16 protein-coding genes and 1 pseudogene are annotated in these 20,899 nt (G+C 71.7%); 13 read left to right on the forward strand and 4 right to left on the reverse strand.

Annotation, left to right across the window (positions count from 1 at the left end; translation table 11 throughout):
• Positions 1 to 21: 21 nt before the first annotated feature.
• The gene (locus ACSMXR_RS31100) at positions 22 to 1,230 is read right to left on the reverse strand and encodes a L,D-transpeptidase (protein ID WP_473170390.1); all 1,209 of its coding nucleotides are present in this window, start codon (positions 1,228 to 1,230) and stop codon (positions 22 to 24) included.
• 156 nt (positions 1,231 to 1,386) lie between these two features.
• Between ACSMXR_RS31100 and murJ the strand changes: the two genes are divergently transcribed.
• Positions 1,387 to 3,039 (forward strand): murein biosynthesis integral membrane protein MurJ, encoded by a 1,653-nt coding sequence (gene murJ / locus ACSMXR_RS31105; protein WP_473170391.1) that lies wholly within the window; start codon positions 1,387 to 1,389, stop codon positions 3,037 to 3,039.
• 9 nt (positions 3,040 to 3,048) lie between these two features.
• Here the strand turns inward: murJ and ACSMXR_RS31110 are convergent, their stop codons facing one another.
• Positions 3,049 to 3,795: a hypothetical protein gene (locus ACSMXR_RS31110; RefSeq protein WP_473170392.1), complete on the reverse strand. Its 747-nt coding sequence runs from the start codon at positions 3,793 to 3,795 to the stop codon at positions 3,049 to 3,051.
• 105 nt (positions 3,796 to 3,900) lie between these two features.
• Here ACSMXR_RS31110 and ggt point away from each other — a divergent pair, with 105 nt between their 5' ends.
• Entirely contained in the window at positions 3,901 to 5,718 is a 1,818-nt protein-coding gene (ggt, locus tag ACSMXR_RS31115; RefSeq protein ID WP_473170393.1) for a gamma-glutamyltransferase, read from the forward strand.
• Between the two features lie 136 nt (positions 5,719 to 5,854).
• Positions 5,855 to 6,565 (forward strand): glycoside hydrolase family 75 protein, encoded by a 711-nt coding sequence (locus tag ACSMXR_RS31120; RefSeq protein ID WP_218524192.1) that lies wholly within the window; start codon positions 5,855 to 5,857, stop codon positions 6,563 to 6,565.
• Positions 6,566 to 6,589: 24 nt separating this feature from the next.
• Here ACSMXR_RS31120 and map read toward each other — a convergent pair whose 3' ends face one another.
• Positions 6,590 to 7,357, reverse strand: coding sequence for a type I methionyl aminopeptidase (gene map / locus ACSMXR_RS31125; protein WP_218524191.1), 768 nt, complete (start codon positions 7,355 to 7,357; stop codon positions 6,590 to 6,592).
• A 73-nt stretch (positions 7,358 to 7,430) separates the two neighbouring features.
• Here map and ACSMXR_RS31130 point away from each other — a divergent pair, with 73 nt between their 5' ends.
• From ACSMXR_RS31130 to ACSMXR_RS31170, 9 genes are all read left to right on the forward strand, one after another.
• A complete protein-coding gene (locus ACSMXR_RS31130; RefSeq protein WP_137233965.1) occupies positions 7,431 to 7,700 on the forward strand; it encodes a helix-turn-helix domain-containing protein in 270 nt (89 codons plus the stop codon).
• Positions 7,701 to 7,797: 97 nt separating this feature from the next.
• Positions 7,798 to 9,021 carry an alginate lyase family protein gene (locus tag ACSMXR_RS31135; RefSeq protein ID WP_381847447.1) on the forward strand — a complete coding sequence of 408 codons (1,224 nt, stop codon included), beginning with the start codon at positions 7,798 to 7,800 and terminating at the stop codon, positions 9,019 to 9,021.
• Positions 9,022 to 9,030: 9 nt separating this feature from the next.
• Complete coding sequence (locus ACSMXR_RS31140) at positions 9,031 to 9,411, forward strand: PPOX class F420-dependent oxidoreductase (protein ID WP_137233963.1); 381 nt, start codon at positions 9,031 to 9,033, stop codon at positions 9,409 to 9,411.
• A 173-nt stretch (positions 9,412 to 9,584) separates the two neighbouring features.
• The gene (locus ACSMXR_RS31145) at positions 9,585 to 11,063 is read left to right on the forward strand and encodes a hypothetical protein (protein WP_381847445.1); all 1,479 of its coding nucleotides are present in this window, start codon (positions 9,585 to 9,587) and stop codon (positions 11,061 to 11,063) included.
• Positions 11,064 to 11,261: 198 nt separating this feature from the next.
• Positions 11,262 to 12,104, forward strand: coding sequence for a nitrilase-related carbon-nitrogen hydrolase (locus ACSMXR_RS31150; RefSeq protein ID WP_137233961.1), 843 nt, complete (start codon positions 11,262 to 11,264; stop codon positions 12,102 to 12,104).
• Positions 12,101 to 13,384, forward strand: a complete 1,284-nt coding sequence (locus ACSMXR_RS31155) for an aspartate aminotransferase family protein (RefSeq protein WP_137233960.1) — start codon at positions 12,101 to 12,103, stop codon at positions 13,382 to 13,384. Before ACSMXR_RS31150 ends, ACSMXR_RS31155 begins: the two co-directional genes overlap by 4 nt.
• A 99-nt stretch (positions 13,385 to 13,483) precedes the next feature.
• On the forward strand, positions 13,484 to 14,884 hold the full coding sequence (gene hydA / locus ACSMXR_RS31160; protein ID WP_473170394.1) for a dihydropyrimidinase: 1,401 nt from the start codon (positions 13,484 to 13,486) through the stop codon (positions 14,882 to 14,884).
• An 11-nt stretch (positions 14,885 to 14,895) separates the two neighbouring features.
• Positions 14,896 to 15,897, forward strand: a complete 1,002-nt coding sequence (locus tag ACSMXR_RS31165) for a TIGR03842 family LLM class F420-dependent oxidoreductase (RefSeq protein ID WP_376187078.1) — start codon at positions 14,896 to 14,898, stop codon at positions 15,895 to 15,897.
• Between the two features lie 107 nt (positions 15,898 to 16,004).
• Positions 16,005 to 17,543: an NCS1 family nucleobase:cation symporter-1 gene (locus tag ACSMXR_RS31170; protein WP_473170395.1), complete on the forward strand. Its 1,539-nt coding sequence runs from the start codon at positions 16,005 to 16,007 to the stop codon at positions 17,541 to 17,543.
• On the opposite strand, the pseudogene ACSMXR_RS31175 reads toward ACSMXR_RS31170, so the two are convergent.
• Positions 17,531 to 18,397, reverse strand: a pseudogene (locus ACSMXR_RS31175) (ThuA domain-containing protein); the annotation flags it as partial. The gene ACSMXR_RS31170 and the pseudogene ACSMXR_RS31175 overlap by 13 nt on opposite strands.
• A 270-nt stretch (positions 18,398 to 18,667) precedes the next feature.
• Between ACSMXR_RS31175 and ACSMXR_RS31180 the strand changes: the two are divergent.
• Positions 18,668 to 20,896 (forward strand): RICIN domain-containing protein, encoded by a 2,229-nt coding sequence (locus ACSMXR_RS31180; protein ID WP_473172467.1) that lies wholly within the window; start codon positions 18,668 to 18,670, stop codon positions 20,894 to 20,896.
• Positions 20,897 to 20,899: the final 3 nt, after the last annotated feature.

Here is a 20,899-nt window from a genome sequence, read left to right on the forward strand (position 1 = left end):
GGCCGTCGTGTCAGCAGCCGCTCACTTCAGGGCGCTCTTGGCCTGCCAGTCGGCCCACGACACGTTCCACGCGCCGTACCCGTTGCCCTCGGCGACCGGGCCCTTGGCGTCCGCGCCGGTCATCTCGAACGGGTCGCCCACCCGCACCTGCCCGTACAGCGCGGCGGCGTCGGCGTCGCTCATGCCGACACAGCCCGAACTCCGGTTGGCCCGGCCGAAATAGCCCGCGTTCCACGGGGCCGCGTGCGCGTACATCCCCGACCAGGTCAGCCGCATCGAATAGTCGACCATCTTGTCGTAGGCGTCGCCGAGGCCCACCGTCTCGGAGCGCATGTTGATCGTGCCCTCCTTCGACATCAGGACCGCCGTGCCCCGCCAGGAGGCCTTCTCGCCGCCCGGGGTGCCCGCCGACATCGGGATGTCCAGGACCTGCTTCCCGTCCCGGTGCAGGGCGAGCCGGTGCCCGTCGAGGTCGACCTTGACCACCTGGGCCGCGCCGATCGTGAACGTCGTCGTGTAGTCGCGGACGAACCAGCCGCCGTCCGCGCCCGTGTTCACGCCGTTCAGCCGTGCGTCCAGGGTGACCTTCGTGCCGGGCTTCCAGTACTCCTCGGGCCGCCAGTCGACGCGGTCCTTGCCCGAGTAGTCCTGGAGCCAGCCCCAGGAGCCCTCGGTGTCGTTGGACGTCGAGACCTTCAGGGCCTTCTCGACGGCCGCCTTGTCCTTCACCGGGTGGTCGAAGACGACGGAGAGCGGCTGTGCGATGCCCACGGTCGTGTTCTTCCCCGGCGCCAGCGACAGCTTGTTGACCTTCTCGGCCGCGGCGGTGGTGAACGCCGCCCGGTCGCTGCCGCCGTCCGTGTCCTTCGCCTCGACCGTGTACGCGGTGCCCGGTGCGGCGACCCGCTCCGATGTCCAGGTCCGGCCGTCGGCGGATATCTTCCCCGCCAGCGCACCGCCCTTGCCCGCCGTCACCGACACGGTCTTGAGCTTTCCGCGCGCCAGCGTCACCTTCACCGGACCGCCGGGCGCCGCGGCCTTGCCCGTGAGGTTCACCGAGACGCTGGTGTCGGGCGCCTTGTCGTCCCCGCCCGCCCCGGCGGAGCCCGAGGGGCCGCCCGAGCACGCGGTGAGCGCGGCGGCGAGCAGCGCCGCGGGCCCGGTCAGGGCGAGCCGGGTCCTCCGGCCGGCCGGGGCGGTACGACGGATGCGCGGGCGTGCGGAACTCAACGGAAAAACCTCCAGGGCGGCGACACTCAGCAAGGGAGAGGCATTTCCCTCATGTCGGGTTCCGTCCGCTCCCGGAAAACCCTGAGGTCGAGGCGCCTTCTCGGTCCGGAGTACGCTCCACCGTCGGCCGACACCTCGGAACACGGGAGACCATCAGTGAGCGCGACCGTCGACAGCACCACCGGGCCTTCGGCCAAGCCGGCCTCGGTGCTGCGCAGCGGGGCCGTGATGGCGGCCGGCTCCGTCGTCTCGCGCGCCACCGGCTTCGTGCGCTCGGCCGTCGTCGTCGCGGCACTCGGCACCGGCCTGACCGCGGACGGCTACACGGTCGCCAACACCGTGCCCAACATCCTCTACATCCTGCTCATCGGCGGCGCGCTCAACGCGGTCTTCGTCCCCGAGCTGGTCCGGGCCGCCAAGGAGCACGCCGACGGGGGAGCGGCGTACACCGACCGGCTGCTCACCCTGTGCACCGTCGGCCTCCTCGCGCTCACCGCGCTCGCCGTCGCGGCCGCGCCCCTCATCGTCGGGCTCTACACCGACTACGACGACCGCCAGGCCGAACTGACCGTCGCCCTCGCCCGTTACTGCCTGCCGCAGATCCTCTTCTACGGGCTCTTCACCCTGCTCGGCCAGGTCCTCAACGCCCGCGGCCGGTTCGGCGCGATGATGTGGACCCCGGTCCTCAACAACGTAGTGATCATCGGGGTGTTCGGCCTCTACATCGCCGTCGCCGCGAGCTCGGACGGCGCCCTCTCCGACACCGACGCCCACCTCCTGGGCTGGGGCACCACCGCCGGGATAGCCGTCCAGACCCTCGCTCTGATACCCGCCCTGCGCGCCGCGAAGTTCCGCTGGCGGCCCCGGTTCGACTGGCGCGGCAGCGGACTGACCCGGCCGATGCGCGCGGCCGGCTGGCTCGTGCTGCTGGTCCTCACCAACCAGCTCGCGTACTGGGTCGTCACCCGGTACTCCACCATCGCCGGTCAGGAGGCGTTCGAGCAGCAGGTGGCGGGCGGCGCGGGCTACACCGCGTACAGCTACGCCTACCAGCTCTGGGTCGTCCCGCAGGGCATCATCACCGTCTCGCTCGTCACCGCGCTGATGCCCCGGATGAGCCGGGCCGCCGCCGACGGCGACCTCGCCGGGCTGCGGCGCGACGTCGCGTACGCCCTGCGTACCAGCGCCGCCGTCGTTGTGCCTGCCGCCACCGCCCTGCTGGTGCTGGCGCCCTGGGTGATCGGCTCCGTCTTCGGGTACGGGCGCACCACCGACGCCGACATCACGGTGATGGCCGGAATCATGATGGCGTTCGCCCCCGGGCTGCTCGCCTTCTCCGGGCAGTACGTCCTCTCCCGCGGCTTCTACGCGATGAGCGACACCCGCACCCCGTTCCTTCTCAACCTGGTGATCGCCGCCGTGCAGGCGGGCCTCTCGGTCGTCGCGTATCTGCTGCTGCCGGCGCGCTGGGCGGTGACCGGGATGGCCGGGGCGAGCACGGTGGCCTTCTTCGCCGGGTTCGCCGTCACCGGATACGTCCTGTCGAGGCGGCTCTCGGGGCCCGGGACCGCCTCCCTGCTGCGGTCGCCGACCCTCGGCGCGCACGCCCGCCTGATCGCCGCCTGTCTGCCCGCCGGTGCGCTGGCGTACGGCGCGGCCCGTGCGGCGGAGGGCGTCGGGGACGTGGCCGCCGCCGCTGCCGGAACCCTCGTGCTGCTGTTCGTCGTGGTGCTGCTGGCCCGGCCGTTCGGGATCGGCGAGATCACCACGGCGGTCGCGGCCGGCCGGGCACGGCTGCGCCGCCGATAGCGGGCCCGGTCAGCTGCCCGCCCGGTGCGAGGCGGGTGTGCCGGTGGGCGCCGGGGCCTGCGCCTCGCGGGTCACATCGCCGACGAGTTCGACCACATCGGGGCCGTACGCCTGGGAGTTGACGACCTTCAGCAGCAGGCAGAACGACTTGTTGCCGTGCTTGCGGAGCAGCTTCTCGTAGTTCCGCGCCACATAACGGGTCGCCGCCTGGTTGGTGATGGCCCGCTGGCCGCAGAACAGGAAGACCGGGCGCGCCTCCTGACCGCCCGTCAGCCGGGCGAGCAGTACGTACTCGGAGGTGCCGGGCTCCAGCCGGTAGCGTTCCGATCCGACCTGGAACGCCACCCGGTCCGGGCCCGGATCCTGCTCGATGTTGATCCGCACGCCGGGCAGCAGGGTCCGCAGGTGGGCCGCCATCCGCTGATTGGACATCGGACCGCCGACGCAGAATTCCGTACGCTCCCCGAACCCCTGCTGGGCCCTGTCGTGCGTGACGATCTGCGCGTGCGCCGCGCAGTCCTTGATCAGCGCGGAGAGTTCGAGCAGCGCGAAGGCGTCGTAGCGGTGCACCGACCCGTCGGCGCCCGCGTACCGGTTCACCACCAGCAGGCATTCGGAGTTGGCCGGCAGTCCGAAGAAGACCTGCTTGCGGCGGAGTTTGCGCCGCCAGAGATAGGTCCGGGCCAGCCAGCCCAGCGAGGCGCTGATACCGGCGGCTATCACGCCCAGCACGATGTTGCGTACGTCGTCCGTCATGGGCGCGCATGGTATCGGTCATTCGGGTAACCGTTCGAGGCGGTCCTGACGATCCGGGTCCGCCGGGGCTACCCTGCGGCGGAGATCCGTTGACTGGAGGTACGTATGCGCCGTTCCGTCGGTCGGAACACGTCGCTGTTGGCCGTCCTCGCCGTGGTCGCCTCGGTCGGAGCCGCCGCCCCGGTGGCCTCCGCGGGGTCCACCGCGCCGAGGCCCGCGCCGCCCAAGTCCCCGGTGGCGGTGGGACATGGGGGAGCGGTGGCGAGCGTCGACGCGGACGCGTCGGCCGCCGGGATCGAGGTGCTGCGCAAGGGCGGCAACGCGGTGGACGCGGCCGTGGCCACCGCGGCCGCGCTCGGCGTGACGGAGCCCTATTCGGCGGGCATCGGCGGCGGAGGCTACTTCGTCCACTACGACGCGAAGACGCGCCAGGTGCGCACCATCGACGGCCGCGAGACCGCCCCGCGCAGCGCGGACGCCTCCCTCTTCCTGGAGAACGGCAAGCCGATCCCCTTCGAGGAGGGGGTGACCAGCGGCCTCGGCGTGGGCACACCCGGCACCCCGGCCACCTGGGAGCGGGCACTGGACGCATGGGGCTCCAAGTCCCTGCGTACGCTGCTGAAACCGGCCGAACGCCTGGCCCGGGACGGCTTCGTCGTGGACGACACCTTCCGCTCGCAGACCGCCGCCAACCAGGCCCGGTTCGCCGACTTCCCCGCCTCGTCGAAGCTGTTTCTGCCAGGCGGCGAACTCCCCGTCGTCGGCTCGGTGTTCAAGAACCCGGACCTGGCCCGTACGTACGAGAAGCTCGGCCGCAAGGGCGTCGGCGAGCTGTACCGGGGCGAGTTGGCCGACGACATCGTGCGTACCGTACGCAAGCCGCCCGTCGACCCGGACGCCACCCGGGTCGTCCGCCCCGGCGATCTGACCCGCAAGGACCTGGCCTCCTACCGGACCCTGCGCCAGGACCCGACCAAGGTGAACTACCGGGGCCTGGACGTCTACGGCATCGCCCCCTCCTCGTCCGGCGGCACCAGCGTCGGCGAGGCCCTCAACATCCTGGAGTCCACCGACCTCTCCCGGGCCGACCGGACCCAGTATCTGCACCGGCTCATCGAGGCGAGCCGGATCGCGTTCGCCGACCGGGGCCGCTGGGTCGGCGACCCCGCCTTCGAGGACGTACCGACCGAGGGGCTGCTGAGCCAGCGGTTCGCGGACTCCCGGGAGTGCCTGATCCGCGACGACAAGGCGCTGACCAGCCCGCTGCCGCCGGGCGACCCGCGCAACCCCGAGCGGTGCGGCAGCGGCGGCACCGCCGCGCCCACCACGTTCGAGGGCGAGAACACCACGCACCTCACCGCGGCCGACAAGTGGGGCAACGTCGTCGCCTACACCCTGACGATCGAGTCCACCGGCGGCAGCGCCATCACCGTGCCCGGGCGCGGCTTCCTGCTCAACAACGAACTGACCGACTTCTCCTTCGCCCCCGCCAACCCGGCGGTCCACGACCCGAATCTGCCGGGCCCGGGCAAGCGGCCGCGCTCGTCGATCTCGCCGACCATCGTGCTGAAGCACGGCAAGCCGGTGCTCGCGCTCGGCTCACCGGGCGGGGCCACGATCATCACCACCGTCCTCCAGTCGCTCACCGGACACCTGGACCGGGGGCTCCCGCTGGTCGACGCCATCGCCGCGCCGCGCGCCAGCCAGCGCAACGCGCCGACGACGGAGATCGAGCCGGACCTGTGGAACAGCCCGGTCCGCGCGGAGCTGGAGAAGCTCGGCCACGCCTTCAAGCAGAACCCGGAGATCGGGGCCGCCACCGGGGTGCAGCGGCTGCCCGACGGCCGCTGGCTGGCGGCGGCGGAAAAGGTGCGCCGGGGCGGCGGCTCGGCCATGGTGGTGCATCCGGGCGGCGGTCACTGAGCCGGCCGGACGAAGCAGGGGCGGCGGGGCCGGTATCACGCGACACAGCGCGCGGTACCGGCCCCGCGGCCTTGGCGCACCGCCAAGGGAACCCGTACGGGCGTCCCCAGGTCCGAGGGAAGGGTTCTTCCGCACGATGCGCACCCGCATGCTCGCCCTGACATCCGCCGCCTGCGGCGCCGCGCTCCTCGGAGCGGCGGCCCTGCCCGCGTCCGCCACCGGCCCCGGACCCGCCCCCGGCCAGGAGCCGGAAACGGCCACCGCGGCGACCGCCGCCGAACTGCTGGCCGAGGTCCGCGCCTGCGCCCGGATCTCGAAGGGCGAGTACCGCACGGACAGCGGCAGCGCGAAGGCCACGGTCCCCGTCTGCGGCACCGAGGACGCCGTCTTCTGGAAGGCGGACATGGACATCGACTGCGACGGCCGGAAGACGAAGGCCTGCAACAGGAAGACCGATCCGTACTTCCTGCCGGAGACCGCGTTCCAGAGCTCCCGCGGCGAACCGCTGGACTCGGCCGCGCTCCCCTATGTGGTGGTACCGGGCCCGAGCAAGGTGTGGGACTACCGGAAGTCGGGGCTCACCGGCGGCAGCGTGGTGGCCGTCGTGTACCGCGACCGGGTGCGCTACGGCGTGATCGGCGACACCGGCCCCACGAACATCATCGGCGAGGCGTCGTACGCCATGGCGAAGGCCCTGGGCATCGACCCCGACCCCTCGACCGGAGGCGCGGCGTCCGGTGTCACGTACATCGCGTTCAAGAACTCCCGCGTCTCCCCGATCGAGAGCCGCGCACGGGCGCAGAGCCGGGGAGCGGCACTGGCCAGGGAGTTCGTCGGACGCTCCTAGAGCGTGTCCGGCTGTACGGCGTGTTCACAGCGCGGTCAGGACGCGCGGGCCGTCGTTCGTGATCGCCACCGTGTGCTCGGCGTGCGAGGCCCGGCTGCCGTCGGTCGTGCGCAGCGTCCAGCCGTCCGTGTCGTGGCGGAACTCGTCGCCGCCGCCGGCGATGAGCATGGGCTCGATCGCCAGGACCATGCCGTGCCGCAGCGGCATACCGCGCCCGGGGCGTCCCTCGTTCGGCACGGACGGGTCCTCGTGCATGGTCCGGCCGATGCCGTGCCCGCCGTAGCCCTCCATGATCCCGTAGCCCGCCTCGCGGCAGACCGTGCCGATCGCGTGCGCGATGTCCCCGATCCGGTTGCCCACCACGGCCGCGCCGATCCCGGCCTCCAGGGCCCGGTTCGCGGCGGCGATGAGGCGGGTGTCGGCGGGGCGGGCCTCGCCCACGGTGAAGCTGATCGCCGAGTCACCGGCCCAGCCGTCGAGGAGCGCGCCCGCGTCCACGCTGACCAGGTCACCGTCGCGCAGCGGCTCGGCCGAGGGGATGCCGTGCACGATCGCGTCGTTGACCGAGACGCAGACGACGGCCGGGAAGGGGGTGGGCGCGAAGTGCGGCTTGTAGTTCAGGAAGGGCGAGGAGGCTCCGGCCTTGCTCAGCACCTCGCGGGCCGCCTCGTCCAGTTGGCGGGGGGTCACGCCGACCGCCGCCACCTCCCGCGCCCGGGTCAGGATCTGCGCGACGACCCGTCCGGCCTCGCGCATCGCTTCGAGCTGTGTGTCCGTCTTGATGTGCACCATGCCCATTACTATACCGGTCGAAGCGGTATAGTAATGACGGTATAGAAATGGCATTCCGTAGTACGATGGGCCCATGGTCCGCACCCCTCTGACACCCGAAGAGCGCCTGCGCGGCGAACGGCTCGGCGCGTTGCTCCGTGCCGCGCGCGGGGAGCGCAGCATGGCCGCCGTCGCGGCGAGCGCCGGAATCTCCGCGGAGACCCTCCGGAAGATCGAGACCGGCCGCGCCCCCACGCCCGCCTTCTTCACCGTGGCCGCCCTCGCCGGTGCGCTGGGCCTCTCCATGGACGAGATCCTCGGCCGCTGCGGGCCGGAGCCGGCCGCGGTGCCGCTGATCGCGTAACCGTACGGAGGCCCGTACGGCGGGCGGCACCGCGCGGGCGGCCCCGGGCGGCGCAACAGATCCTGCGGAGCGCTCCGCCCCGGTCCACCGTGGAGGCGTGCCCGTACGGAAACGTGTTCTCGCCGCCCTGATCGCCCCGCTGATCCTGCTGCCCGCCTGCGCCCCCGCCGCCCACGACTCCGCCGCGCCCAAGGACACCACCGGCCCCACCGCCTTCCGGCATCCCGGCGTGGTGGTCAGCGCCGACGGTCTCGCCGCCGTACGGGAGAAGGTCGCCGAGGGCCGGGAGCCCTGGAAGTCCGCGTTCGACGCGATGACGGCCAGCCGGTACGCCTCGCTCGCCTACACCCCGCACCCGGCCGAGGACGTGGCCTGCCCACCCAACTCCGGTCCGCCGGCCTGTCTGGCGGAGCGCGAGGACGCCATCGCCGCCTACACCCACGCCCTGCTCTGGCAGCTCACCGGAGAGCCCCGGCACGCCGCCGAGGCCGTACGGATCATGGACGCCTGGTCCGCCGCCCTCAAGAAGCACAGCGACGGCAACGCCGGCCTCCAGGCCGCCTGGGCGGGCTCCACCTGGGCCAGGGCCGCCGACCTCGTCCACGCCACCTACCCGGCCTGGCAGGGCCCCGCGGTCCAGCGCTTCAAGTGGATGCTGCGCAAGGCCTACCTCCCCGACGTCACCGCGCCGGTGCCCGACTACAACGGCAACTGGGAACTGACGATGACCGACGCCGCCATCGGCATCGCCGTCTTCCTGGAGGACCACACCGTCTTCGCCGACGCGCTGCGCCGCTACCGCGACCGGGTGCCCGCCTACTTCTACCTGACCTCCGACGGGCCGCTGCCCGAGCCGCCGCCCGGCAGCACCATCGACACCCCGGAGGAGATCCGCGCGTACTGGTTCGGGCAGCGCAGGTACGTGGACGGGCTCGGCCAGGAGACCTGCCGCAACCTCATGCACATCGGCTACGCGCTCGCCGCCACCGCGCACATCGCCGAGACCGCCTGGCACCAGGGCGTCGACCTCTACGCCGAACAGGCCCAGCGGCTGCGCTCCGCCCTGGAGTTCCACGCCCGCTACCAGCTCGGCGCGAAACCGCCGAAGTGGCTCTGCGGCGGCACGGTGGTGCGGACCATGGGCCCGGACGTCGAGATCGCCCTGAACCATCTGAGCCGCCGTCTGCACCTGGCGCTCCCGGAGACCGAGAAGCTGGCCGCCGCCACACGTCCCGCCGGCACGGACGATCTGTTCGTCGCCTGGGAGACCCTCACCCATGCGGACGGCCCCGACCGGCAGGACGCCCACCGGGGCGCGTAGGGTCGCGCCGTGACTCTCCAGGACTTCGCGCGCAGCGAATACGTCAGTCTGACCACGTACCGGAAGAACGGCACAGCCGTCGCCACGCCCGTCTGGGCCGCCGCCGAGGGCGATGTGCTGTACATCTGGACCCGCTCCGACTCGTGGAAGGTCAAGCGGCTGCGCAACAACGGCAAGGTCGTCGTGACCGTCTGCGACGTGCGCGGCAGGATCGCCGACGGAGCCCCCAGCGCGGAGGGCACGGCGACGCTCCTCGACGAGGACGGCACCCGCGCGGCGCGCAAACTGCTGGCCCGCAAGTACACCTGGAAGTTCTGGCTCGTCGACTGGCCGGCGACGATCGCCCGCTTCGGCAAGCGCCCGCACACCGGGATCGCCGTCACCTTCTGAGCCCGGCCGCGCCCGCCGCCACCGGAACGGGTGGAGTGCGCCCGGGGCGCGCGGCCGGGCGCCGTGCTCCCGCCGCAGCGTGCCCGAAAGCCGCGCGTAGCCGTCCCGTAACACGTCTGCGGTCGAATGCCTCCGGACTGGAAGGCTCCAGTCGACAGTCGGCGAGGGCGACGATGACGGTGCATCAACAGGCTGACGAAGTAGGGGCGTTCGCGGAGTACCTGCGGGACCTGGTGGCCCGTCTCGACCCCGGACGCGGTTGGTACGGGGTCTTCGGCCGGCGCGATCCGGCCGGTATGCGGTCCTGCCTCGACGGAGTCGAGATCCCGCCCTGGGACGTGGTGGAGTCGCTGCTCGCGGACCTCGCCGCACTCCACGGCGCCCGGTTCGCCGAGCAGGTCTCGGTGCGGGCCGCCGCGCTCTACTCCGCGTCCGCCGCCGCCCACGACCGGCGGCCCGGCGGACGCCAGGCGCTGGTCCACCGGCTGGAGTTGATGGTCCGCGAGCAGCACCGGGCGGCGGAACGGCTGCGCGGCGCCGGACCCGGCGGCCCGGACCCGGCCGGACCGGAGGCGCTGGCCTGGGCCCGCGACGACCATGAACGGGCCACCGCGCGGTGCGCGGAACTGCGCAAGCGGCTGGCGGCGGTGACGGTGCCCGAGGGCTGGTTCCGGGCGGAGCACCCCGAGGAACCGCCCGCCGGGACGGCCGCGACGGGCCGGATTCCGCAGCCGCGCGCCGAGGTCCGGGACCCGGCGGCCGGACACCCGGGCGCCCGGTGGCCCGCGAGCGACGACGGAACCGGGGCCGGGGCCCCGGACGCCCCCGCCCAGGGCGCGCCCGCTCCCGGCCTGTCGACCGAACCCGCCGCTCAAGCCGCCCCGGCCGCCCCGGCGCCCCGGCGGAAGAAGCCGCGGGGCGCCCGGTTCGCCGGACTGGAGGTCGACGAGGAGGAGACCGGCTACGCCCCGATGCCGCTGCCCGGTCCGCCCGCCCCCGCACGCTCGGGCGCGCCCGCCCCGCGCGGCGCCCGCTTCGGCGGCGCGGGGGAGGAGAGCCGGGAGGGGCACGGGGGCCGGGGCGGGGCCGGGCGGGACCGGGCGCCGGACGCCCTGCCGGATCCGGCCGCCGGGCAGGCCGTCGCCGGAGCCGTGGCCCAGCTGGTCCGGCTGCGCGCCGAGGGCCGCAGCGGTGAGGCGCACGTGGTGCTCTGCGAGGTCGCGGCCTGGCCCGCGCCCCGGCTGCCGGTGCTCGCGGTCGCCCTGTACCGCGCCGGGCTGTCCGCCGACTGGACGACCCTGCTCTGGGAGGTGTCCTCGCTGCCGCCCGCCGGGTTCGCCGCGGCCGCCGGGGCGCTGGCCGCCGCCGGGCGCGAGGCGGACTGCGGGCTGCTGCTGCGCCAGGGCGTGGCCCGGCCCGCCGCCGAAGTCGCCGCGTCCGTGCTCGCCCTGGACGACGCGGGCCGGGAACGGGAGGCGCGGGACCTGCTCGGGGCCTTCGTCCGCGTACGCACACCGCAGGAGTCCGCCGCACTGGCCGGAACCGGCCCCCGGCTGCTGCCGCTGCTGCTGGCGGCGGCCCGGGAGGTCTCCGTCGAGCAGGAGTGGGACCTGGTGCACGCGCTGCGGGTGGCGGGCGTGCCGGGGGTCTGAGCTCCCGCGTGCGGCGCCGCCGGATCGTTACGGTGTCCGATGTGGACCGCTCGGGTGCGAAACATGATCGACTCAGCCGGTTCACGGCGATGGTCTTGCCCCGCCGGACGGAGGGGCTTACGTTCTCCATCCATGCACCGATCTACGTGCGTAGAGAACGCGTGCAGGCTCTCTGACGCCGCGTCGAAGGAGCAGCTCATGTCCCACGTCGTACGCGCCGCACTCGTCCAGGCGACCTGGACCGGCGACACCGAATCCATGATTGCCAAGCACGAGGAACACGCGCGCGAGGCCGCCCGGCAGGGGGCAAAGATCATCGGCTTCCAGGAGGTGTTCAACGCCCCCTACTTCTGCCAGGTCCAGGAGCCCGAGCACTACCGCTGGGCCGAGCCGGTCCCCGACGGGCCGACCGTGCAGCGGATGCAGGACCTGGCCCGCGAGACCGGCATGGTGATCGTCGTCCCGGTCTTCGAGATCGAGCAGTCCGGGTTCTACTACAACACCGCGGCCGTGATCGACGCCGACGGCTCGTACCTCGGCAAGTACCGCAAGCACCACATCCCGCAGGTCAAGGGGTTCTGGGAGAAGTACTACTTCAAGCCCGGCAACGCCGGCTGGCCGGTCTTCGACACCGCCGTCGGCAAGGTCGGCGTGTACATCTGCTACGACCGGCACTTCCCCGAGGGCTGGCGCCAACTCGGTCTGGGCGGCGCCCAGTTGGTGTACAACCCGTCGGCCACCTCCCGTGGGCTCTCCAGCCACCTCTGGCAGCTGGAACAGCCGGCCTCCGCCGTCGCCAACGAGTACTTCGTCGCCGCGATCAACCGGGTCGGCCGCGAGGAGTACGGCGACAACGACTTCTACGGCACCAGCTACTTCGTCGACCCGCGCGGCCAGTTCGTCGGGGAGGTCGCCAGCGACAAGGAGGAGGAACTCGTCGTCCGGGACCTGGACTTCGACCTGATCGAAGAGGTCCGGCAGCAGTGGGCGTTCTACCGGGACCGACGGCCCGACGCGTACGACGGGCTGGTGGAGCCGTGACCGGACTGTACGAGCGCCATCTCGCCGTCAGCCCCGAGTGGCTGGCCCTCTACTACCGCCACCCCATCGAACTCACCCACGGCGAGGGCCGGCATGTCTGGGACGCGGACGGCAACCGCTACCTGGACTTCTTCGGCGGCATCCTCACCACGATGACCGCCCACGCGCTGCCCGAGGTCACCAAGGCGGTCGCCGAACAGGCCGGGCGGATCATCCACTCCTCCACGCTCTACCTCAACCGCCCCATGGTGGAGATGGCCGAGCGGATCGCCACCCTCTCCGGCATCCCGGACGCCCGGGTCTTCTTCACCACCTCCGGCACCGAGGCCAACGACACCGCGCTGCTGCTCGCCACCGCGTACCGCAGGTCCAACCAGATCCTCGCGATGCGCAACAGCTACCACGGCCGGTCCTTCTCGACGGTCTCGATCACCGGCAACCAGGCCTGGTCGCCCACGAGTCTGTCGCCGCTCCAGACCCTGTACGTCCATGGCGGCGTCCGCACCCGGGGCCCGTACGCCGAGCTGAGCGACGAGGCGTTCATCCGGGCATGCGTCGCCGACCTGGAGGACCTCCTCGGACACACGCGCAACCCCGCCGCCCTGATCGCCGAACCCATCCAGGGCGTCGGCGGCTTCACCTCCCCGCCCGACGGGCTGTTCGCCGCGTTCCGGGAGGTCCTGGACCGGCACGGGGTGCTGTGGATCTCGGACGAGGTGCAGACCGGCTGGGGCCGTACCGGCGAGCACTTCTGGGGCTGGCAGGCGCACGCCGGGAACGGGCCGCCGGACATCCTCACCTTCGCCAAGGGCATCGGCAACGGCATGTCGGTCGGCGGGGTGGTGGCCCGCGCCGAGGTGATGAACTGCCTCGACGCCAACTCCATCTCCACGTTCGGCGGTTCGCCGATCACCATGGCCGCGTCGCTCGCCAACCTCTCCTACGTCCTGGAGCACGATCTCCAGGGCAACGCGCGGCGCGTCGGCGGGCTCCTCATCGAACGGCTGCGCTCCGTCGCCGCCGGTTCGCCCGCCGTGCGCGAGGTGCGCGGCCGGGGCCTGATGATCGGCATCGAGCTGGTGAAACCCGGCACCGACGAGGCCGACCCGGACGCCGCCGCGGCCGTCCTCGAAGCGGCCCGCGCCGGCGGGCTGCTCATCGGCAAGGGCGGCGGCCACAACACCAGCGTGCTCCGCATCGCCCCGCCGCTGACCCTGACCGTCGCCGAGGCCGAGGAGGGCGCGGCGATCCTCGCGGACGCCCTGCACGCGGCGGGCTGACCCCGCGCCGGGCGGACCCCGTACGTATACGAACCGCACGGGGCCGCCCCGGCCGTACGCCCAAGGGCCGGTGAGCCGCCCCGAGTTGAGGAGGTACCCATGAGCCGTACCGTCATCCACGGTGGTCTGGTCATCACCGCGTCCGACGAGATCCACGCCGATGTGCTCGTCGAGGGCGGCCGGATCGTCGCCCTCGCCGCCCACGGAACCGACGCCGCCGAGAGCTGGAACGCCGACCGGAGGATCGACGCGACGGGCAAGTACGTCATCCCGGGCGGGGTCGACGGGCACACCCACATGGAGATGCCGTTCGGCGGGACGTACGCCGCCGACACCTTCGAGACCGGCACCCGGGCCGCCGCCTGGGGCGGCACCACCACCATCGTCGACTTCGCCATCCAGAGCGTGGGCAAGTCCCTGCGCGAAGGGCTCGACGCCTGGTACGCCAAGGCCGACGGCAACTGCGCGATCGACTACGCCTTCCACATGATCCTCGCGGACGTGAACCCCTCCTCGCTCAAGGAGATGGACCACCTCGTCTCCGAGGGCGTCACCTCCTTCAAGCTGTTCATGGCCTACCCCGGCGTCTTCTACAGCGACGACGGCCAGATCCTGCGCGCCATGCAGAAGGCCGCCGGCAACGGCGGGCTGATCATGATGCACGCCGAGAACGGCATCGCCATCGACGTCCTGGTCGAACAGGCGCTCGCTGCCGGGCACACCGACCCCCGCTACCACGGGGACGTCCGCAAGGTCGCCCTGGAGGCCGAGGCCACCCACCGCGCCGTCCAGCTCGCCCGGGTCGCCGGATCCCCCCTCTACGTCGTCCACGTCTCCGCCGACGAGGCCGTGGCGGAGATCGCCGCCGCCCGCCACAAGGGCCTCCCGGTCTTCGGCGAGACCTGCCCGCAGTACCTCTTCCTCTCCACCGACAACCTCGCCGAGCCCGACTTCGAGGGCGCGAAATACGTCTGCTCCACCCCGCTGCGGCCCAAGGAGCACCAGGAAGCCCTGTGGCGGGGCCTGCGGAACAACGAACTCCAGGTCGTCTCCACCGACCACTGCCCCTTCTGCTTCTCGGGCCAGAAGGAGATGGGCCGCGGCGACTTCTCCAAGATCCCCAACGGCATGCCGGGCGTCGAGCACCGCATGGACCTGCTGCACCAGGCCGTCGTGGACGGCCACATCACCCGCCGCCGCTGGATCGAGATCGCCTGCGCCTCCCCGGCCCGGATGTTCGGCCTCTACCCGAAGAAGGGCACCATCGCCCCGGGCGCCGACGCCGACATCGTCATCTACGACCCGGCCGCCGAACAGACCCTCTCCGCCGAGACCCACCACATGAACGTCGACTACTCGGCGTACGAGGGCAAACGCATCACCGGCCAGGTCGAGTCCGTGCTCTCGCGCGGCGAACTCGTCATCGACGGACGGAAGTTCACCGGCCGCGCCGGACACGGCATGTACACCCCCCGCGCCACCTGTCAGTACCTGGACTAGGAGATCCCGCCATGGACTTCGGACTCGTCCTCCAGACCGACCCGCCCGCATCCGCCGTCGTCGGCCTGATGCGGCGCGCCGAACGCAACGGCTTCCGCTACGGCTGGACCTTCGACTCGGCGGTGCTCTGGCAGGAACCGTTCGTCATCTACAGCCGCATCCTGGAGCACACGGAGAAGCTGACCGTGGGCCCGATGGTCACCAACCCGGGCACCCGCACCTGGGAGGTCACCGCCTCCACCTTCGCCACCCTCAACGACATGTACGGCAACCGCACCGTCTGCGGCATCGGACGCGGCGACTCCGCGATGCGCGTCGCGGGCCGCAAGCCCAACACCCTGGCCCGGCTCGGCGAGGCCATCGACGTCATCCGGGACCTCGCCGAGGGCCGGGAGGCGACGGTCGACGGGCAGCCGCTGCAGCTCCCCTGGGTGAAGGACGGGCGGCTGCCGGTGTGGATGGCGGCGTACGGGCCCAAGGCCCTGGCGCTGGCCGGGCAGAAGGCCGACGGCTTCATCCTCCAGCTCGCCGACCCCTTCCTCACCGAGTGGATGATCAAGGCGGTACGGGACGCGGCGTCCGACGCCGGGCGGGACCCGGACTCCGTCACCATCTGCGTCGCGGCCCCCGCCTACGTCGGCGACGACCTCGACCACGCCCGGGAGCAGTGCCGCTGGTTCGGCGGGATGGTCGGCAACCACGTCGCGGACCTGGTCGCCCGCTACGGAGAGCACTCCGGCCTGGTCCCCGAGGCGCTGACCGCGTACATCGCCGGCCGCTCCGGCTACGACTACAGCCACCACGGCCGCACCGGCAACCCGGACACCGCCTTCGTCCCGGACGAGATCGTCGACCGGTTCTGCCTGCTGGGCCCCGCCGAGGCGCACATCGAGAAGCTCCAGGCGCTGCGGGACATGGGTGTCGACCAGTTCGCGCTGTACAACATGCACGACGCCCGCGAGCAGACCATCGACGCGTACGGGGCCGAGATCATCCCGGCCCTGACCGCCTGACCGCCTGGCCTCGCCCGACCTCCCCCTCCCGCTGTTCGCACCCGCACCGCCCGCACGGCCCGCACCGCCCCGCACGGCACCGCTCCCGAGCGAAGGGCCCCACCGTCATGACCGCCACCGTCCCGCCCACCCCACCGCCCCCGGACGCGATACCCGCGCCCGCCGCCTCCGACCGGGTCGAACTCGCCCAGGGCTACGTCCCCGACGACCCCCGCTTCGCCAACGAGGACCTGCTGCCCGTTCCCGTGGAGCGGCGCACCTGGACGACGTACAACTTCGCGGCCCTGTGGATCGGCATGGCCCACAACATCCCGTCCTGGCTGCTCGCCTCCGGTCTGGTGGCGCTCGGCATGGACTGGAAACAGGCCGTGTTCACCATCGCGCTCGCCAATGTGATCGTGCTGGCCCCGATGCTGCTCACCGGGCACGCCGGGCCCAAGTACGGCATTCCCTTCCCCGTTCTGGCCCGCGCCTCCTTCGGGCTGCGCGGCGCCAATCTGCCCGCCCTGATCCGGGCCGCCGTCGCCTGCGCGTGGTTCGGCATCCAGACCTGGATCGGCGGCGTCGGCATCTTCACGCTGCTCGGCAAGATCTTCGGCGGCTGGGCCGGCGCGGCGGAGATCGGCGGGCAGCCCTGGACGCTGTGGCTCTGCTTCGCCCTCTTCTGGGTGCTCGAACTGGCCATCATCTACCGGGGGATGGACACCCTGCGCCGCTTCGAGAACTGGGCGGCGCCCTTCGTCCTGGTCGGGGCGGTCGTGCTGCTCGTCTGGGTGGCGGTCAAGGCGGGCGGCTTCGGGCCGCTGCTGGACCAGCCGTCCGCGCTCGGCTGGGGCGCCGATTTCTGGCCGGTCTTCTTCCCGTCCCTGATGGGCATGATCGCCTTCTGGTCGACGCTCTCCCTCAACATCCCCGACTTCACCCGCTTCGGCGCCGGCCAACGCGCCCAGATCCGGGGGCAGTCGCTAGGTCTTCCGACCACGATGACCTTCTTCGCCCTGCTCTCGGTCTTCGTCACCTCCGGCTCGCAGGCGGTGTACGGGGTGGCCATCTGGGACCCGGTCCAGCTCGTGGCCCGTACCGACAACGTCTTCGGGCTGGTCTTCGGTCTGGTCACGGTGCTGATCGCGACGGTCTCGGTGAACATCGCGGCGAACGTGGTCTCACCGGCGTACGACCTGGCGAACCTCGCGCCGAAGTTGATCAGCTTCCGCACCGGGGCGCTGATCACGGGCGTGATCGGGGTGGTGATCATGCCGTGGAAGCTCACCGAGACCCCGGAGCTGTACATCTTCACCTGGCTGGGGCTGGTGGGCGGGCTGCTCGGCACCGTCGCGGGCATCCTGATCGCCGACTACTGGATCGTCCGCCGCACGGTCCTCGACCTGGCCGACCTCTACCGGCCCGGCGGCCGCTACTGGTACCGGAGCGGCTGGAACTGGCGGGCGGTGGCGGCCTTCGTGGTCGGCGGTGTTCTCGCGGTGGGCGGTTCGCACTCGGCTCCCGGCAAGGGGCCCTTCCCCGCCGACGGTCTGATCCCGTTCCTGAAGCCGCTCGCCGACTACGGCTGGGCGGTCGGGCTCGCCTCCTCGCTGGTGCTGTACGTGGCGCTGACCCGCCGGGGGAGCGGGGCGGCGACGGGCTGAGCGGACGTCGCACCGGTGCCGAGCCACTTCAGCCCGTCCAGGAGGAAGGTGTTCTGGGTGGCGGAGTCGAAGGTCGACGACAGCGGCGTATCGGTGGCGTAGTCCATCGCGTTGTGGCCGAAGTTGGCGTACAGCATGCGGTAGTCGTGGTTGGTCCATACGATCGGGTAGTCGCCGCTGTACCAGCTCTGGTCGGGGTCCGTGCCCAGCGGGAAGCTCACCGGGTCGACCGAGGCCAGTACGTCGATGGCGGGGTCGGTGCGCAGATCGCGGCTCCAGCTGTACCACTCGCTCACCGACGAGGTGAACGTGCCCGGCAGATGCTCCGTCGACGGGTGGGTGCGGTGGTCGGTGTGCAGCGTCGCGGTGGTGGGGCCCCAGGTGTTGGTGGCGAAGTCTCCGCTGCCCAGGAACTGCTCGTAGTACCAGGGCCAGCTACCGGCGTCGGTGGTGAACGCCGCGACATGGAAGCCCATCCAGGCCCCGCCACCGCGCATGTACGCCTCGAATCCCGCGCGTTGGGCGGCCGACTGCGGGGCGTCGTCGAGGAACAGCACCACCTGGTACTGCTCCAGCGCCGCGCTGTCGGCGAGCAGGTTCCAGTTGTTCGTCGCGGTGTAGGTGAAGCCGTGCTCCGCGCCCTGCCTCGGGAACCACTCGTTGGCCTCCCGGACGAAGCTGATGTGGGCCGCGTCCCAGGTGCCGTTGTAGAACGCGACGACCTTGAACGGCGCTGCGGCGGAGGACAATCGAGGAGCCGCGCCGGTCGGTGACACGAGAAGGCCGAGCAGCAGGGCGAGGAGGGCGAGGAGCGACAGGGCGGCGCGCGGGCGGCCGTGGGGGGCCTGAGGCATGGGTGGGGTCCTTTGTTCGTCCATGTGACGACCGTTCCACCATGTGATTAAGAAGTGAACGGAACAACGTGTCAAGAGGTTGGTCCGGACCAGCGTGGAACTGCTTGATTTTCGTCGACACGCGCCGTCGTGGCGGGATTTGATGCCGATCATGACCGGTGCCGGTGGATTCACCTTCCGTACGCGCAGTCTTGACGTGTCCACGGAACGGGCCTAACTTCACGGCCTGAAGTAAGCCCCCCCCCGCGCCCGCAGGAGACACATATGAGAATGTCGGTCACCCCCACGGCCCGCGGCTCGCGCCGCGGCGGACACAGACCCCGGCGCCGCTCCGTGCCGCTGCTGGCCCTCGGCGGGCTGGTGGCCTCCCTGCTCACCGTCGTCGCCGGAGCCCCCGCCGCCGGTGCCGCCGAACTCCCCACCGGCTGGGTCACCGTGACGGCAGGTCACAGCGGCAAGTGCGTGGACGCGGCCGCCGCCGGAACCGCCGACGGCACCGCGGTGCAGCAGTACACCTGCAACGGATCGGCCGCACAGCAGTGGCAGTTCCGGTCCGTCGGCGGGGGGTACGTCCGGGTCGACAACCGCAACGACGCGACGAAGAGCTGGGACGTGACCGACGTGTCCACGGCCGACGCGGCACCCGTGCAGCTCTGGTCGTACTCCGGCGGCGGCAACCAGCAGTGGCTGCCCGTGGAGGAGCCCGGCGGCGGCTTCCATTTCGTGAACCGCAACAGCGGCAAGTGCCTGGACGTCCCGTCCGCCTCCACCGCCGACAGCGCCCGCATCCAGCAGTACACCTGCAACGGATCGGCCGCGCAGTCCTTCACCGTGGGCGCCACCGACGTACCGAACCCGCCCGGCACCCCCGACTTCGGCCCCAACGTCACCGTCTTCGACCCCACCACACCCCGGGCCACCATCCAGAACAAGCTGAACCAGGTCTTCGCCCAGCAGGAGACCAACCAGTTCGGCTCCCAGCGCCAGGCCCTCCTCTTCAAGCCCGGCAGCTACGACGTGGACGCCAACGTGGGCTTCTACACCCAGGTCGCCGGTCTCGGCCTGTCGCCCGACGACGTCACCATCAACGGCGGCGTGCACGCCGAGGCCGACTGGTTCCAGGGCAACGCCACCCACAACTTCTGGCGCTCCGCCGAGAGCCTCTCGGTCAACCCGCCCTCCGGCACCGACCGCTGGGCCGTGTCGCAGGCCGCCCCGTACCGCCGCATGCATGTGCGCGGCAACCTCCAGCTGGACGACGGCGGCTGGTCCAGCGGCGGCTTCATGGCCGACTCCAGGATCGACGGCCAGGTCCGCTCCGGCACCCAGCAGCAGTGGCTCTCCCGCAACAGCCAGTGGAACAGCTGGACCGGCTCCAACTGGAACATGGTCTTCGTCGGCGACGTCAACGCCCCCGCCAACAGCTTCCCCAACCCGCCCTACACCACGGTCGCCCAGACCCCCGTGAGCCGTGAGAAGCCCTTCCTGTACGTGGACGGGGCCGGCGCCTACCGGGTCTTCGTCCCGGCCCTGCGCACCAACTCCCAAGGCACCACCTGGGGTTCGGGAACACCCGCCGGACAGTCCCTGCCCATCAGCCAGTTCTTCATCGTGAAGCCCGGCGCCACCGCGACCCAGATCAACGCGGCGCTCGCGGAGGGCAAGAACCTGCTCTTCACCCCGGGCGTCCACCGCCTCGACCGGACGATCGACGTCACCCGCGCCGACACCGTCGTCCTCGGCCTGGGGCTCGCCACCGTCATCCCCGAGAACGGCGTCACCGCCCTCAGCGTCGCCGACGTCGACGGCGTCAAGATCGCCGGACTGCTGATCGACGCGGGCACCGTCAACTCCCCGACCCTGATGCAGGTCGGACAGCCCGGAGCCACCGCCCGGCACACCGCCAACCCCACCTCGCTGCACGACGTCTTCTTCCGCATCGGCGGAGCAGCCGTCGGCAAGGCCACCCAGAGCCTGGTCGTCAACAGCTCCGACGTCATCGGCGACCACCTGTGGCTCTGGCGCGGCGACCACGGCAGCGGCATCGGGTGGAACACCAACACCGCGGCCACCGGACTCGTCGTCAACGGCACGGACGTCACGATGTACGGGCTGTTCGTCGAGCACTACCAGCAGCACCAGGTCATCTGGAACGGCAACGGCGGACGCACCTACTTCTTCCAGAACGAGATGCCGTACGACCCGCCCAACCAGGCCGCCTGGATGAACGGTTCCACGCGCGGCTACGACGCCTACAAGGTGTCCCCGTCCGTCACCCGCCACGAGGCGTGGGGCCTGGGAAGCTACTGCTTCTTCAACGCCAACCCGTCCGTGGTGGCCGAGCGCGCCTTCGAGGCCCCGAACACGGCCGGGGTGCGGTTCCACAACATGGTCACCGTCTCGCTCGGCGGGACCGGCACGATCAACCACGTCATCAACAACACCGGAGGACCGTCCGACTCCGGCAGCAACGTGGCCAACCTGGTGGCCTATCCGTAGCGG

The organism is Streptomyces sp. DSM 106670 (assembly GCF_055792845.1).

Coding starts and splice junctions, on each gene's coding strand:
- ACSMXR_RS31110 (WP_473170392.1), bottom strand. CDS start 3,795: ATGACGGACGACGTACGCAACATCGTGCTGGGCGTGATAGCCGCCGGT.
- ggt (WP_473170393.1), top strand. CDS start 3,901: ATGCGCCGTTCCGTCGGTCGGAACACGTCGCTGTTGGCCGTCCTCGCC.
- ACSMXR_RS31120 (WP_218524192.1), top strand. CDS start 5,855: ATGCGCACCCGCATGCTCGCCCTGACATCCGCCGCCTGCGGCGCCGCG.
- map (WP_218524191.1), bottom strand. CDS start 7,357: ATGGTGCACATCAAGACGGACACACAGCTCGAAGCGATGCGCGAGGCC.
- ACSMXR_RS31130 (WP_137233965.1), top strand. CDS start 7,431: ATGGTCCGCACCCCTCTGACACCCGAAGAGCGCCTGCGCGGCGAACGG.
- ACSMXR_RS31145 (WP_381847445.1), top strand. CDS start 9,585: ATGACGGTGCATCAACAGGCTGACGAAGTAGGGGCGTTCGCGGAGTAC.
- ACSMXR_RS31150 (WP_137233961.1), top strand. CDS start 11,262: ATGTCCCACGTCGTACGCGCCGCACTCGTCCAGGCGACCTGGACCGGC.
- hydA (WP_473170394.1), top strand. CDS start 13,484: ATGAGCCGTACCGTCATCCACGGTGGTCTGGTCATCACCGCGTCCGAC.
- ACSMXR_RS31165 (WP_376187078.1), top strand. CDS start 14,896: ATGGACTTCGGACTCGTCCTCCAGACCGACCCGCCCGCATCCGCCGTC.
- ACSMXR_RS31170 (WP_473170395.1), top strand. CDS start 16,005: ATGACCGCCACCGTCCCGCCCACCCCACCGCCCCCGGACGCGATACCC.
- ACSMXR_RS31180 (WP_473172467.1), top strand. CDS start 18,668: ATGTCGGTCACCCCCACGGCCCGCGGCTCGCGCCGCGGCGGACACAGA.